Raw genomic sequence first — 14,601 nt, 5'->3', positions numbered from 1 at the left:
CGCCCCCTAGCGTGGGACCGTGCCGTCCACGACTTTCTTGGACTCCGGCCGCACCCGCACGCAGACCATCAAATCCTGGTACAGGTCCGGTCGATCATAGAGCCGTTCCAGCTCCTTGCGGAGGGAAGCGGGCGATGCCAGAGCGCCCGTCAGCAGCTTCTTCCCCACGACCTCTACGTGGAGGACATCGGGCCGCAGCAAGGAGTATCGGGCCAGGGTCCACGGCTTGGCGGGCAGCCGGGGATCGAGGTCCTTGACGTTGAGGAGCGTGGTTCCCTTCAAGAGCGACGCGTGGGCCTCGTATCGCTCCGCCTCTCCTTGCCCCTCCTGGAAGGCAATGGCGTACACGACGTCGGTCTTGCGGCCGACGGTAAGGGTGGCCGCCTCCACGTCCGAACCCGCCCCGAAGGACAGGCAACGCCAGGCGCCGACGAGGGCCGGGTCGATGCTGGCCTGCGGGGCCTGGTCGAGAGGCACCTCGGACTCGTAGCAGCCCACCCCCGTCATGGCGAGAACGACGACTGCGGCGAGCCTATTCATTCACCCCTCCCCCCTGTCTTTCTACGCCCCTCTGGCACCCCAAACAACCGGCGCCGCCCGCGCCCTGTGGGGTCCATCGGTGCCTTGGTCACGCTCGCCGCTCCAGGATCTGTTTCGCCGCGTAGTATTCCACACCATTCGCTCCTCGCAGCGCGCCTCCGCCCGCTCGACAAATCACGGAAAGCAGGTGGAGGCGGGCAGACCCCTATGCCAACATGAGGCGAGTGGCTGGTCCCGATCCGGCGGCGACCGCGCGGGGGCCGGGGGGCGGTCGGCTCCCCTGGCCCCTGATCCTGCTCGGGGGCGTTCTGGGGCTCGGCCCGACCGTGGGGTGCGGCGACGCGGCCCGCGCCCTGGCCCCGAGCCCCCTCGAGGCCCAGGCGGAGGGCGACCTCCTCCTCGGGGCCTTGGCTTCGCGTTTCGGTCCCCTGGAGCTGGAGCCGGCTTTCGCGGCCCTTCGGCCCAAGCTGTTGCGGGCCGCCTTTGTCCCCTCCCTGGTCTTTGATGACGGAACCGCCTGGCTGGGGGGCGGCGGGGACACGCGCGCGGTCGACTTTCTGGGAGGCCGCCGGGGCGGGCGGTATCGGCTTGGCGTGCGCGCCATCGCTCCCAGCCCCGAGCAGCCGGGAGACTACCGGGGCCGCCTCCGGCTGCGCAAGGTAGGAGAAGGCCAGTTCGAGTGGTGGTTGCGGGAAGAGCTGGCGGTGGGCGATGTGCGGGCCCAGGGCTTGGCCAGCGTGCTCACCGTCCTCTTCAGGGGGTCGGAGGGCCTGAGCGGCGCGGAGGGGGGGGCCCAGGCGCGGCAGGCCTTGCCCCGGACGACGCTGGCCCTCGGGCGGCTATTCTCGCTGGAGACCTTGACCCTCGCCCCCGCTGCCTCCGGGGGCGCCGCGGTCACAATCGGGTTCCAGCTTTCCCCCCCGAGGATTCGGGCGGACTTCCCCCACTATGCGGCGTTCTTGGAGCGGTTCACTCTCCCCATGCGATTGCGTGCGGTCGCGTCCGCCGCCGCGGGCGAGCGCTTCTGGGAAATCGAAGGAGCGGACGGGCGCTTCACCCTGCGCGCTCGCATTCACGACGGTGATCTGGCTTCCCTCGAAGGGCCACCGCGCAGGCTGCCCGAGACTCTCCACCTCCGAATCGACTATTCGCTCAAGCCCGGTTTTTTTCGCCTAGGCTTCCGAAGCCTGGAAACGGAAGTGACCCTCGTCCGCGAGCCCCACGAGAAAGGCTTTGCCGCCCGCTTCCGGCAGCCACCGGATTGGCAGCTGCCCCTTTTGGTCGAGCCCCTCATCCGATCGCCCCTGCGTCACCCCTTCAGCGGAGAAGGAGCCCTCCTCGCCTTCGCCCTTCGCGACGGGTCGCCCAGCGTTCTCTCGTTCGAGTACCGGCTCGAGGTCAAGGAGAGCTGGATCCTACGCTGGCTGGGGGGCTCCGCCGGATCCATGGTGGGCGCCTTCCGGGGAGGGGCCGAGGAGGAAGCCGACCGCTTCAGCGGCGACGCACTCTCCGCTCTGCGCGCGGATGTCTTCGCCCTCTTCGGGGGAGGCTGAGAGAAGCCCCTGATCGAACGCCGGGTTCTTTGCTCGACGGGCTGGAGGGAAGAGGTCTGAAGGCTTTTCCCCCGGGGACACGTGAGGGCTCCTCGCGCCGTCGAGCGGACGCTTCTTCGCCGTCCACACGATCACGTCCTCGAAGGGGCTGCCGCGGGCCGGTGAGCTAGCTCGGGCGCGCTTCGGCCTCACGCTTTCCGGCGGGCGGAGAGGGGCTAAGGCGTCCGTCGCTTCCGAGGGGCGTCGGGTCGTCGCCTGGCTCCCGGCCGGGAAGCGGATCCGGAGGCGCGCGGTCGGTGGGCTACCGCCAGCAGATGGGGGCCGAGCCCGATCAGGGAAGGCTCACGCTCTACCGCGCGCACGAAGCGGAGCAGGGTGTCCCGCCGCCGGGGATCGGCCCAAAGGAGGTCGAGGTCGTGGAGGAAGGCTCCGGGCCCCTCGAGGGCGACGAGGTCGTCTACGATGAGTCCCCCTGCGCGGACCTCGCTCCGCAGCTCCTCCGGCCGGTGGAAGAAGGCGCTCGTGAAGTACTGCGGCCGGTCCGTGGGGTTGCGATGCTGGCCGTCGACGAGATCCTGCTCCACGATCCGCTGGAAGTCGGGGTCCGCGAAGAGCGCTCCCCGGAGGCCATCGAGGAGAGAGGCGAAGCGGGAGATGGCGGCCGCGAAGAGGAGGCCGCCCGGCCGCAAGACCCGTCGGGCCTCGCGGAGAGCGGCCAGTCGCTCGGCGCGCCGCAGAAGGTGGTAGAGCGGCCCCAGAAGCAGGACCACGTCCACGCTGGCGCGGGCTCGCTCCAGGGAGCGCGCCTCTCCCCGCCTCACGCTGGCCAGCGGGGCCGACTGGGCGGTGGAGGCCCGCTGCGCCTGCTCCACGTGGAGGGGCACGGGGTCTACGAGGTGGACCTCATAGCCCTGCCCGGCCAACCAGAGCGCGTAAGCCCCGGCCGCGCCCCCCACGTCCAGGATCACCGCGGGGGCGGGCGGCAGATAGCGGGTGAGAAGCTCCCGGGTGCGGGCCTGCTCGAGCCGGAACTCCTGGTCGAGCCGCCCCGCCTCCGTGCCCTGCCCGTAGAAGGCAGAGACCTCGGGCGGGATTTCCATGGTGGGTGATTCTAACCTGGCCTCAGCCGGCGCCTTTTGGCCCCGCCGCCCGCGCCAGCCGTCCCACCATCCACGCCACCACCGCGATCCCGGCCAGGAACAGGACCAGGAAGAGGACAAAGGGGGCCGTCTGGGCTTCGACCCGCAGCCTCCCCGCCGAAAAATGAGGGGCCAGCGAAGCCTCGCGCACGCGATGCCGGACGATCGCCATCCCCGTCAGGGCCGCCCCCACCAGGCCCATGCCCGCGAGCAGGTGACGGCCAACCACGGCCAGGGACAGGAGGGCCAGCGCAACCGACCCCCAGAGGAGGGCGGCGTCGGCGGGGTCGCCCCCCAGGAAGAGGGTGCGGACGGGCCCGGGCAGGGAGAGCAGGAGCCAGAGGCCGGAAGCGAGTTGGACGAGCGTGGCCAGGGAGAAGAGGCGGAGGCCGAACCGCTTCATCCAGCCCCCGGTTTCCGGGTCGCGCTTCTCGCGCCCGCGTCCGAGAAGGGCCACCGCCAGGCCGGTCAGGGCGAAGGATGCAATCCAGAAATGGAGGAAGCGGGGCCAGAGGACGGGGTCGGCCAGATTGAGGTGCAGGCCCCGCTCGTCCCCCGCGTAGAGCGCCGCCCAGATCTCGGGCCTCAGCATCAAGGTCATGTTGTTGGTGAAGATCAGGGCGATCACGGAGAATGCGCCCGCGCTCAAGAGGGCGAGCCCGGGGCTCGGGCCCGACCCTCGGCCGAGGGAGAAGCCGTAGGTGCTGTAGTAGCCGACGAGGAGGAGGCCGATCACGGCCAGCCAGCTCCAGGCCATGAGCACCGAGGAGGTGAAGAAGAGCTGGCCGTAGAGAACCTGGAGGAAGAGCAGGGGCGCGATGCCGGTGGTGATCGTGAAGGCGGTGGCGGGGGGGAGGAGCCGAGCCAGATCTCCCGTGAGCAACCGCCAGGGGAGGGCCCCCGCTCCGCCGGCCCGGCCCTTGAAGGCCGCCCAGGCGGCCACGAAGGCGCCGCCCACGATCAGGTTCATGGGCAGGAGGTGGAGCGCGAACGTCGCGACGAGCAGGGTCTTGAGGACCCAGGCGGGGGCGGGGAGGCCGAGGGGGTCGGGGTCGGGCAGGATTGGGCTCAAGGGCGGGTCTCTTCCCCTCGGGGAGCCGCGGCCTTGAGAAAGGGGGGGCCTAACGGCTTCTCACCGGTGAGCCCGGCCAGCCAACGGGCGAGCAAATGCCGCTCCTCGTCCGTCCCCGTGAAGGGCGGCATGAAGCCCTTGAGTTCGTTGAGGTGGCGGAGCTGGTATTCGATGAAGTCCTCCCGCCAGCCCTTCACCATGATGCGGATCCCGTTGTAGCCCTCGATGGTGTGGCAGCTCCGGCACTCCACACGGAAGATCTCGTAGCCGGTCCGGCGCCAATCGGGGTCGTTCACGTCGTGGGAAGAGACCCATTTGGCGGTGGCGAGCACTCCCCGCTGCCCCAAACGCCCCTCCTCCCCGACCCGCACCGCATTGGAGTACATGTAGCCGTAGATGATGTAGGGCTTGCGCACCGCCTCCCGCACCCACTCCGTCACCCCCGTCACGGCCAGACCCAGGAAGGCGATCACTGCCACCAGCACCACCCCCGTCTCCTCCGGTCGGCGGAAGGGGCCAAAAAACGTGAGAAGTACCACGCCAACGGAGAGGGCCACGGAGAGGGCGGCGAAGATCGCCACCGCGGGAGCGCCGCCCATGGAGATCTCGCGGGCCAGGGGCGGGATCTGGCCGATGTACCACAGACCCAGGAGGGGGATGGGCAGGCAGCCCGCGAGCACCCAGCCCGCCGCCTCACGGGTGACCCCTTGGCGGAGGTGATGGTCCTCGATGGTGGAGGCGGTGAGCAGCGCGTAGAGGCCGGCCAGGGCCACCGCCACCGCGGTGCGGATGAGCAGCGAGGGAAGCATGGTGGGGTTGAAGTAGGCGTCCACGAAGCGGTGGCTGCTCAGCCATTCCCCCGGGGTGAGCATGAAGGTCAGGATCCCGTTGATCGCGGCCAGGCTGAGCCAGGCCGCCCCAAAGTAGATCCACCCCACGGTGAGGTGGGTCTGCCGGTCCAGCCGCTCCCAGCCGTAGTAGTAGACGAAAGCCGCCGCGATCTCCACGAAGAAGAAGACCCACTCGATGGCCCAGGCCCAAACAAAGACGTGGATCAGGGTAGAGGTGGCGGTGGGGTGGACGAGACCGATGGTCCACCAGATGCCGGCCCCGCTCACGGCCCCGAAGACGAGCACCACCAGCACGAAGAAGAGAGAGTGCCGCTTCAGGTAGGCCAGGAGGGCGGGATCGTTTCGGCGGTAGGCCCGGGCCTCGGTCAGGACAAGGAACAGTCCCCCCCCCACCGCGAAATGGGAGACGAAGACGTGGAGGATGGCGATCAAACCGATGAGAACGCCGCCCCCCAGCAGAGGCAGATCCCAGACCGGGAAGTTCATGCCGGCGGCACGGTATGCCCGGGTGCCCTCCCTGTCAACGCAGGGGAGGTTCTGAGGACTCCCCCGGGTTCTCGCGCGTCTCCACGGGCAGCCCGAGGCCTCGCCAGGCGCTCAACCCACCGGCCAGGGGTCGCACCCTCGTGATCCCGCGCGCCCTCAAGAGCAGTGCCACCCGGGCACTCGTGGCCTCGTTCGGTCACGTGCAGTAGAGGACGATCTCCCGGTCGCGGGGGATCAAGTCGTGCCGCTCCGCGAGCTCCTCCGCGGACACCCGCAGCGCCCCCGGGATCACACTCGGGTCGGCCGCGAAGTCGAGGGCGCCCCGCAGGTCCACGACCACGATCTCCTCCCCCGCACCCAGCTTGAGGTGGAGATCCTGGGGGCTGATGCGGGCCATCCGCAGGTCGCGGAGGAAGCGCTGCCGCTGGGCGTACTTCCAGGCCAGCCACGCGACGAAAGCGGCGACGAAGAAGGCGCCCAGGGTGGCCGCGTGCCGAGCCACATCCTCCAGCTGGTCGCTGAAGATGAAGCCGAGGAAGAAGTAGGTCGCGGCCCAGATCAGGGCTCCCGCCCCCGCCCAGGGGACGAATCGGGAAAGGCGCATGCCGATGACGCCGGCGAGGGGCGGGGCCACGGTGGCGAGGCCGGGAACGAACTTGGCCACGAGCAGGGTGCGCGCGCCGTGGCGGATGAAAACATCCTCCGTCCGGCGCACGCAAGAGTCGGGCTCCAAGGAGATGCGGCAGAGCAGGCTGAGAATCGAGCTCCCCCGGCGGCGCCCTGCCTCGTACCAAGCGAGCTCGCCGAGCACGGAGGCGACGACGCAGACGCTCAGCGCGGAAGCGATGTCCAGTCGGCCCTGCCCCGCGAGCGCCCCTGCGGCAAGGAGGAGCGGCCCCGTGGGGAGGGGCAGGCCGAGCTGGTCCGCCAACACCGCCGCCGAGAGCACGGCCAGGGGGTGGTGGAGGAGGAAGGCGAGCGGGCCCGTGGGGGAGACTCCAGCCAAGCCCTGATTATGACCGATCCATGGCGCCGGACGCGCCCAGTCTGCTAGCATCGCAGCTCCAATGGTCGGGATGGTCGGAAGCGTCACCTACGAGGAGGTGGCGGCGGCGTCGCGCCGCCTGCAGGGGGTGGCCTCCCGGACTCCGGTCATGACCTCGCGGACCCTGGACCACGAGCTCGGGGCACAGGTTTTCTTGAAGTGCGAGAACCTCCAGCGGGCGGGGGCCTTCAAGTTCCGCGGGGCCTACCATGCGATCTCGCGGCTCTCTCCGGGCGAGAGGCAGCGGGGAGTTCTCACCTACTCCTCGGGTAACCACGCCCAGGCCATCGCCCTGGCCAGCCGGCTGCTGGGGGCGGCGGCCACGATCGTCATGCCCCGGGACGCCCCCGCGGCCAAGCGCCGGGCGACCGAGGGCTACGGGGCGCGGATCGTCCCCTACGACCCCGCCACCGAGAAGCGGGAGGAGGTCGCGCGCCGGCTGCAGGCGGAGACCGACCCCGTGCTGATCCCGCCCTACGACCACCCCGATGTGATCGCGGGCCAGGGCACGGCCGCGCAGGAGCTGCTGGAGGACACGGGGCCCCTCGACCTCCTCCTCGTGCCCTGCGGCGGGGGCGGGCTGCTCTCCGGTTGCGCCCTGGCCATGCGCCGTCTCTCTCCCGGGGGACGGGTTTTGGGAGTGGAGCCGGAGCTAGCCGACGATGCCACCCGCTCCTTCCGGACGGGGGAGCTCCAGACTGTCCACAATCCCCGCACCATCGCGGACGGGGCGCGCACCCCCTCCCTGGGGGCGCTCACCTTTCCGCTCGTGCGGCAGCACGTCGACGACATGGTCACCGTCTCCGACGACGACCTGGTCCGCACCATGCGCTTTCTATGGGAGAGGATGAAGCTCGTGGTCGAGCCCACGGGGGCCCTGGGCCTGGCCGCGGCCTACCGGGGGAGAGTGACGGTGGCGGGCAAGCGGGTGGGGGCCATCCTCAGCGGTGGCAACGTGGATCTTCTGGCTGCCCTGGAGCTCTTCCGGCAGCTTCCCGCCGAGTGAGGAGGCCGCACGGCCAAGCGACCGTGCGGCCCGATTCTGGAGGGGAACGCCGTCAGTTCTTCGCGGGCGCGGGGGCGACGTCCTTGGAGTTGATGTCCCAGGTGATCATGAAACCGTTGGTGCCCTTGAACTCGAAGGCGTTGGGTCCCACCCGATAAGCTTCCACCTCGTTGGGCATGAGGACGAAGCCGTCGTTGCGGGGGACGCCCCAGTACTTGAGGTTCTTGATCAGCACGGGCTCCGCGGTGTTGCCGGGGAAGCGCTTGAGCCGGACTTCGGCCGTCTTCCCGCCATCCATGGCGGCGTGGGCCTCGTCCTTGTTGAACACCCAGGTGTCGATGTTGGCTTCGGCGGTGGTGAAGGAACGCCACTTCACGGGGAACACGTGCCCCATTACCGCTCCCACCGCGTCGCGCTGTTCCTTGGTCATGGCCTTGTCGAAGTAGAGGACGGCCCAGTCCATCCCCTTCTCGAAATCGCCGCCCAGATCGCTCGCCACCCAGAACTTCACGCCGTCCAGGTTCACAGTGCCGTAGCGGCCCTTGTTGACCTTGTAGGCGAGGTTGGCGCGGCAGAAATGCTCTCCCGCCCCCGCGTGCTCGTGATGGCCGGCGGGCTTGGTGTTGAAGTAGCACTGGCAGAACATGGGGCAACTGCAGGCCTCGATGGCGGTGGCATTCACGGACCACTCCGGGCCCGCCGGCTCCGCGGCCCGCGTTACCGAGCGCGAGGATGTCCCCACGCCGAGGACGACGATACAGACGAAAACGCTTGCGGCCGCGAATGACCTTCGCAACATGATCACCTCCGTGACCTCACGGTTGACCCGAGCCAAACTGTTCCCGGCTCTGACCGCCTGGGTTGGCCTGTCGGGCAAACACTCTTTTCTCGCTTGAGGGAGCCGGAGGCGATGATAGGTTGCAGGGCACGGGCTGTCAACAACAGACGTTGTCGGTGAGCCCGTCGACCGGCGATCCGCTATCGGGATCAGGAAATGGGCCCGATCTACACGCGCGCTCAGAGCGAGGCCGCAATAGCCGAATACGCCCCGTCGACTTCAAGGCGTTTCCTCCCGCCCCGGCATCGACGCCCGTCAGAGCATGATCAGAAGGTGAGCCTTGCCCCGAGTTGAACGTTGCGCGGCGGCGCCGCTTGGTTGAGCGTCCCAAAGCCACCCGCGGCCAGGTTCGTCGTCACCGACGCCGCAGTTCCGGTCGTGAAGCTCGTCTGGTTGAGGACGTTGAACAAGTCGGCCTGGATGGCGAGCCGCACGTCCCCCTTGAGGGGGAGTCCCTTGCGGAAGGACAGGTCGATGGTCTTGTAGCTCGGCCCCCTGAACTGGCCGCGCGTGGTGTTGCCCAGCCGGCCGTCCGGCGCGGGAGCGAAGGCCGCGGGGTTGAGCCAGTAAAGGGTACCCGGCGTCTTCGACCCGTTGGAACCGGAGAGATAGGGGTCTCCGCCTATGTAGTCTGCGCGCCGGTTCCCGATGACCGTGTTTCCGGTGACGGTGAGGGGCGCCCCCGACTGGTAGCGGGCGATGCCGCTCACCTCCCAGCCGCCCAGGACAGCGCCCAGGCCCTTCTCTTCCTTGAAGAAGGGAAGCTTCCAGGTCCAGGTAGCCACGACGATGTGTGGCCGGTCGAAGTCGCTGGGTCCGTAGTTGTAGTCTCGACTCAAGGCGAAGTCGATCGTCTCCGTGGCGCCCGTGCCCGCGGTGTTCGAGCTGGCGTTGTCACGGGCGCGGGAGAGCGTATAGCTCACCGTCCAACGGAGGCTGCCCAGGCGCTTGGCCAGATACAGCTGCATCGCGTTGTAGCTCGAGCTCGCGTCCGAGACGCGCTGGAAGATCTGCGAGTAGCCCTTGTAGGGGCGCAGGAAGTTCATGTTGGCCCGCTGGGCGGCCGGCAACGCCGCGTTGGCGGCGAGACTGTCTAAGGAGGGGAGATTGATGTCGGGTTCGCGGAGGAGGTTCTGGCCCTTGCTCCCGATGTAGCCGATCTCGCCGAAGACGCCCCAGGGGAGCTCCCGCTGGAAGCTGATGCTCCAGTTCCACTCGCGGGGCACACTCAGGTTGGGGTCGACGGCGGCAATGGCGCCGAGGGGCGCGGGCGCGGGGACGCTCCCGCCCCCGGGCGCGGCCAGGTTTCCATTCTCGTACTGGGCGCTCAAGTTGTAGGGGGGGTCATTGAGCGTTCCGTTGGCGCCCCCCCCGAAGAGAAGGTTTCCCTCCGGCCGGTCGTAGAAGAGTCCGACCCCCCCGCGTATCGCGGTCCTGCCGTCGTCAGTCGGGGTCCACGCGAAGCTGAAGCGCGGTGCGAACAGGTTCTGGGTCTGATAGAAGCCGCGAGGGGCGCCCGCGGGCACGGCCAGAACGGTGGGGCTGTTGCCGACGGGGACGCGGGAGAGCTCGCTGGCCGGAACCCCGTTTCCCGCCCGGATCATTCCATCGAAAGGGTTGCCGGAGCCGGGAACGAGGGTTCCCTTGCGGTTCACGGTGACGGCTTGGCTCGGGTCGTAGAGCGCGGGATCGAAGCTCGCCATGTTGTTGGCCTGGGTGTACATGGGCTGATGCCACGTGTAGCGCACGCCCATCTCCAAGCTCAACCTGCGCGAGACGCGCCAGTCGTCGGAGACGAAGCCCTCCGCCTGCCAGAAACGGAAAAACCCGACCGGGTCGAGCTGCGACTCGGAGTAGGTGCGGAAGTTGCCGAGAAGCGCGTCCGCGAAGGCGTTGCCGGTGGAGTTGGGGTTTCCGGACGGGTTGAAGGCGAGCGAACCGGCGTAGAGAGAGCGCCCATTTTGGTCCTTCCGGTCGCGGATCACGAGGGCACCGGTCTTGAGGGTGTGCGCGCCCTTGATCCAGCTCAGGTTGTCGCTGAGCTGGATGTCCGTGGTGGGAGATATCAGGGAGCGAGCGGCGCCGAAGAAGCTCGCGTAGCCGCTGACGGTGGTGTCCGGAATGCTGTTCTTGTACGGCCCGCCACCGGAGAAGATCTGAGGGTATGTGAAACCGTAGGTATCGCGCTTCCAGGCGTCGCCGATGGGGGGTACGCGCTGGCTGTTCCAGGAGGTGTTAGCCTTGAACTCGTTGATGAGGTTGGAGTGGATGGTCCATGTGTGTCCGAGCTGTATGTTTCTCCCCGGCCGCTTGCGGTCGTTTGGCACCGTGGGAATCGCCGAGGTGATGAAGGTGCCCGTCGGATCCACGGTGTCGTAGTCATCGAGAAGGATCCGCAGGGTGAAGCGCTGGGTTTGCGATTGCTGCAGGTCCAGCCGGATGAGGTCCTGCCGGAAGTCAAACGGGTTGTCGCCCTGGAAGAAGGCGTTGTTGGGGACGGCACGGTCTGTGAAGGAGCGCGCCACCTGCTCCGCACCGGCGTAGACCGCGGCGATGGCTCGCCCATCGGGCGTAATCCTATTCGCGGGGATGATGTTCCCGGGGAAGGGTTGGCCCGTGAGCGGGTCGCGGATGGGCGTCGGGAGCGCGCTGAAGTCACCCCCTTCCATGGCGCTCGTGGGCAGCGTGCCGAGCGGGAATGTGGAAAGGCGGCTGATCTTCTTCCATTCCTCTCCCGCGTAGAAGAAGAGCTTGTCGTTCTTGATCGGGCCGCCCAGACTCCAGCCGAAATCGTTATAGCGAAGCTTGGCCTTGGAAACGCCCTTTGCGTCGTTGAAGAAGTCGTTGGCATCGAGGTGGTCGTTGCGGCCGTACTCGTACGCGCTGCCGTGGAATTGGTTGCTGCCGCTCTTCGTGATGACGTTGATCGCGGCCCCGGAGTTTCGGCCGTATTCCGCCGAGAAATTCGCGGTCTTGATCGAGACCTGGTCGATGAAGTCTAGGCCGACGTTGCTGATCTGGCTGTTGTTGGAGCCGGAGTCCATGTTGAAGCCGCCATCGACCAGAAGCAGGCTGGAGTTGCCGCGGCTTCCGTTGATCGAGGTGTTGATGCCGAGGCCCACCATGATGTTGAGGGCGTTCGTATCGAGGACGGGCGAGCCCGGGATCAACGTGGCGAGCTGCATGTAGTTGCGGCCGTTCAGGGCCAGATCCTGGACCTGCTCCCGGTCCACGACCCTCGCGATCTCCCCCGAGACCGTGTTCACGGTTTCCCCGGGCGCCCTCACCTCGAGCGCCTCCGTCACTCCCCCCACCTCGAGGTTGAAGTCCACCGTGAGTCGTCCGTCGGCGACGAGCACGTAGCCCGTCTTGTTGACCTTCCGGAATCCGCTCAGTTCCGCGGTCACCGAGTAGATGCCGAGGGGCAGGCTCACGAGGACGTAGTCGCCCCGCGCGTCGGTGGTCGCGGTCCTCATGAAGTGCTGTCCGGTCTCCGTGGCCGTCAAGGTGACACCGGGCAGCACCCCGCCCGAGCTGTCGGCAACCCTGCCCGAAATCCGGCCGCTCGTGCCTTGCGCCCACGCTGCGGGCGCAAGCAACAACCCCAAGGCCACGCCCCATCCGCGCCGGGAGGCCAAGATCCAATTCAACGGCCTGATCGCTCCACTCATGGGATGCCTCCTCGACGGGGAAACATGGTCAACGCGACCGCAGGACGGTCGCAAACCGGGGATCCTCGGAACGCGATTTTGGACCTAAAGTATGCAAAAGGCCTCAGGATGTCAACAAACTTTATGCGGAGGGAGTAGAAAAGCACAGAGGGTGCTGTAACATAGGGTAAATGCGTGGCTTCTGGTCGGGGCCACGGTGCGCTAGCTGTCAAGTGTTTGCGCCGACTAGGTGCAAGAAGAGGGATTACCAGAGCGTTGCGAAAATTGCACCCCAAGCTCCTGGCCATCGCCACGCGGGGGACACACCGGGCCATCAACCGCCAGGTCGTGCTCAACTTGCTCCGCGCGTATCAGCCGATCTCGCGGGCCGAACTCGCCCGCCGGCTCCGCATGCAACGCGGCGCGATCGGGCGCATCGTGAACGGTCTCATCTCGGACGGTCTGGTGCGCGAAGGTGGGCCCGGGGACGCGGATCGCGGCCGCAAGCCAACCCTCCTTCATCTTGATTCGCGTGGTCGCTGGTCGGTGGCGGTGGACGTTCGCGTCACCCGAACGTTCTTGGTCATCACGGATCTCGTCGGTAACGAGCTGTCGCCCATCCGCAGCTTCGTTACCGATGCCGACCCGAAGTCATTTGCGTCCCACCTCGCCGGCGAGGTGCGGCGTTTGGTTGCCGACCACAACGAGGCGGGGCAATGCCACGGCGTGGGCATTGCCTTCCCGGGCATGCTCGATCGGCCGGGCAACATCGTTCTTCGCGCGCCCGCCCTCGGTTGGCGAAACGTGCCCCTAAAGCGTCTTCTCTCCGCTGCCCTCGGGTTGCCGGTGGAGTTGGAGAACGCGGCCCGCGCCTGCGTCTTTGCTCAGATGTGGAGCCTTCATGGCGAGGCACCGCCCGGGGATCTCGCGTTTGTGAGCGTCTCCGACGGCCTGGGCGTCGGGCTCCTGATCGCGGGCGATGTCCTGCGCGGGCGTCACAACATCGCGGGAGAGTTCGGGCACCTGCCCCTCGACCTCGGCGGCCCGCCCTGTGCCTGCGGGGCGGTCGGCTGCTGGGAGGCCTACGTCTCCAATCTGGCCACCCTGTCCCGGTACCTGGGGACCCCGATCCGACCCGGGCAACCCGTGTCCTCCGAGGTCGCACAGCTCAGCATCGGGGACTTCATGGCCCGGGTTGAGGAGGGTGATGCGAAGGCGGTATCCGCGCTCGCGTCTACGGCTCACTACCTTGGCCTGGGGCTGGCCTCGATCGTGAACGCCTTCGATCCGGAACGGATCTACATAGGTGGCGAAATCATGGCCGCCTGGGACCTCATGAAGGCGGACGTGCGCCGGGGGCTCGCGCAGAGAGCCCTGCTGGAGAGCGCGGCCGACGTCGAGATTGTGCCCGTCGCCGCTCACGAGCATCCACGGCTGCGGGGCGCATCTGCGCTCGTGGGGGCACAGATCTTCGTGGCCGGGGGCGCCGCCACGGCCTAGGGGTGCCGGGAGACGGCCCGTCGACGCGGGCCATGGGTTGAAACGAGCGGAGCCCGCGAAGGCGGTGACGCTCGACAGGCCGTCAGGCCCGGGCCGGGAGACCGCGGGCCATCACTTCGCGGGAGCGGGCTCGGGTGACGTGAACGTGGTGTCCGGCACCGTTGACGGGGCTTCCAGCACGGGGAAGTAGATGCGGGTGCCGTCCTTTGGGTTCACGCGATCGTTGGCGAGGAGGACCTTACCGTAGCGGACCCAGCCCTTCCAAAGGAACGGGGTGGCGGGGCCGGGGCCCCCCTTGAGGATGTACTCCCATTTGTCCACGAGGCCGGTGTCGCGGTTCACGTAGACCCAGTACTTGTCCTTGGGGGTCAGGCCCACTCCGTCAAACGTGAGAACCACCTTGTCCCAGGTGTCGTTTCCCTTCTTCTCCGCCCCGTCCAGGGTCAGGATCACGCCGGGATCCCGCATCTTGTAGGGCATGAGCAGCCAATAGGTGTCGTTCACCCAAGTGGCGTAGGCTTGCTCCAGGTACTTCTTCTCCTCCTCGCCCGTGAGTCGCTTGCCCTTCAACCAGGCCGAACCCTCCCTGGTGTTGACGTTCACGAGGACGGTGTAAGGGTCGCCCTCCTTGGTCTTGGCCTCCAGCCGATACCGCCCCGTCCACTTGTCCCAGGTGTGGGAGCGGGAGACCACCGTCTTGCCCTCGCGGTCCACCGCGAACTCGAAGCGGAGGTACCGCGTGTCGTTCCAGGCCTCGGGCCCGCCAAGGGCATGCATGACCCGGTCGGCAATCGCCGCCGCCGAGGGCGGGGACCCGGCTACCGGCTTGTCCTCGGCGGCCCGCAGCTGGGCGGCCAAGGCCAACACAACGGCCACGGGGATTAGTCGGACGCAGCTCACGATTTCACCTCCTCGTTCCCG

The 14,601-nt window shown here is 68.0% G+C and carries 11 protein-coding genes; 3 read left to right on the top strand and 8 right to left on the bottom strand.

Going from position 1 to position 14,601, the window contains the following annotated elements; translation table 11 throughout:
- Nucleotides 1-6: 6 nt before the first annotated feature.
- Nucleotides 7-540 (bottom strand): hypothetical protein, encoded by a 534-nt coding sequence (locus VN461_05950; GenBank protein HXB54305.1) that lies wholly within the window; start codon nt 538-540, stop codon nt 7-9.
- Between the two features lie 215 nt (nt 541-755).
- Here VN461_05950 and VN461_05945 point away from each other — a divergent pair, with 215 nt between their 5' ends.
- On the top strand, nt 756-2,093 hold the full coding sequence (locus tag VN461_05945; protein ID HXB54304.1) for a hypothetical protein: 1,338 nt from the start codon (nt 756-758) through the stop codon (nt 2,091-2,093).
- 215 nt (nt 2,094-2,308) lie between these two features.
- Here VN461_05945 and VN461_05940 read toward each other — a convergent pair whose 3' ends face one another.
- From VN461_05940 to VN461_05925, 4 genes are all read right to left on the bottom strand, one after another.
- Entirely contained in the window at nt 2,309-3,193 is an 885-nt protein-coding gene (locus VN461_05940) for a class I SAM-dependent methyltransferase (GenBank protein HXB54303.1), read from the bottom strand.
- A gap of 22 nt (nt 3,194-3,215) precedes the next feature.
- Nucleotides 3,216-4,304 carry a hypothetical protein gene (locus VN461_05935; protein HXB54302.1) on the bottom strand — a complete coding sequence of 363 codons (1,089 nt, stop codon included), beginning with the start codon at nt 4,302-4,304 and terminating at the stop codon, nt 3,216-3,218.
- Nucleotides 4,301-5,641, bottom strand: a complete 1,341-nt coding sequence (locus VN461_05930) for a cytochrome ubiquinol oxidase subunit I (GenBank protein ID HXB54301.1) — start codon at nt 5,639-5,641, stop codon at nt 4,301-4,303. Before VN461_05930 ends, VN461_05935 begins: the two co-directional genes overlap by 4 nt.
- A 196-nt stretch (nt 5,642-5,837) precedes the next feature.
- Nucleotides 5,838-6,647, bottom strand: coding sequence for a VTT domain-containing protein (locus VN461_05925; GenBank protein HXB54300.1), 810 nt, complete (start codon nt 6,645-6,647; stop codon nt 5,838-5,840).
- Nucleotides 6,648-6,708: 61 nt separating this feature from the next.
- Between VN461_05925 and VN461_05920 the strand changes: the two genes are divergently transcribed.
- On the top strand, nt 6,709-7,692 hold the full coding sequence (locus tag VN461_05920) for a threo-3-hydroxy-L-aspartate ammonia-lyase (GenBank protein HXB54299.1): 984 nt from the start codon (nt 6,709-6,711) through the stop codon (nt 7,690-7,692).
- 52 nt (nt 7,693-7,744) lie between these two features.
- On the opposite strand, the gene VN461_05915 is transcribed toward VN461_05920, so the two are convergent.
- Both VN461_05915 and VN461_05910 read right to left on the bottom strand, forming a co-directional pair.
- Nucleotides 7,745-8,491, bottom strand: coding sequence for a DUF1326 domain-containing protein (locus VN461_05915; GenBank protein HXB54298.1), 747 nt, complete (start codon nt 8,489-8,491; stop codon nt 7,745-7,747).
- A gap of 305 nt (nt 8,492-8,796) precedes the next feature.
- On the bottom strand, nt 8,797-12,201 hold the full coding sequence (locus VN461_05910; protein ID HXB54297.1) for a carboxypeptidase regulatory-like domain-containing protein: 3,405 nt from the start codon (nt 12,199-12,201) through the stop codon (nt 8,797-8,799).
- Nucleotides 12,202-12,456: 255 nt separating this feature from the next.
- Here VN461_05910 and VN461_05905 point away from each other — a divergent pair, with 255 nt between their 5' ends.
- On the top strand, nt 12,457-13,680 hold the full coding sequence (locus VN461_05905; protein ID HXB54296.1) for an ROK family transcriptional regulator: 1,224 nt from the start codon (nt 12,457-12,459) through the stop codon (nt 13,678-13,680).
- 111 nt (nt 13,681-13,791) lie between these two features.
- On the opposite strand, the gene VN461_05900 is transcribed toward VN461_05905, so the two are convergent.
- Nucleotides 13,792-14,580 (bottom strand): hypothetical protein, encoded by a 789-nt coding sequence (locus VN461_05900; protein HXB54295.1) that lies wholly within the window; start codon nt 14,578-14,580, stop codon nt 13,792-13,794.
- Nucleotides 14,581-14,601: the final 21 nt, after the last annotated feature.

The sequence above is a fragment of the Vicinamibacteria bacterium genome (genome assembly GCA_035570235.1).
Classification (GTDB): domain Bacteria; phylum Acidobacteriota; class Vicinamibacteria; order Fen-336; family Fen-336; genus DATMML01.
The sequence above is the reverse complement of the archived record's forward strand: the minus strand, read 5'-3'. Positions and strand labels throughout refer to the sequence as shown.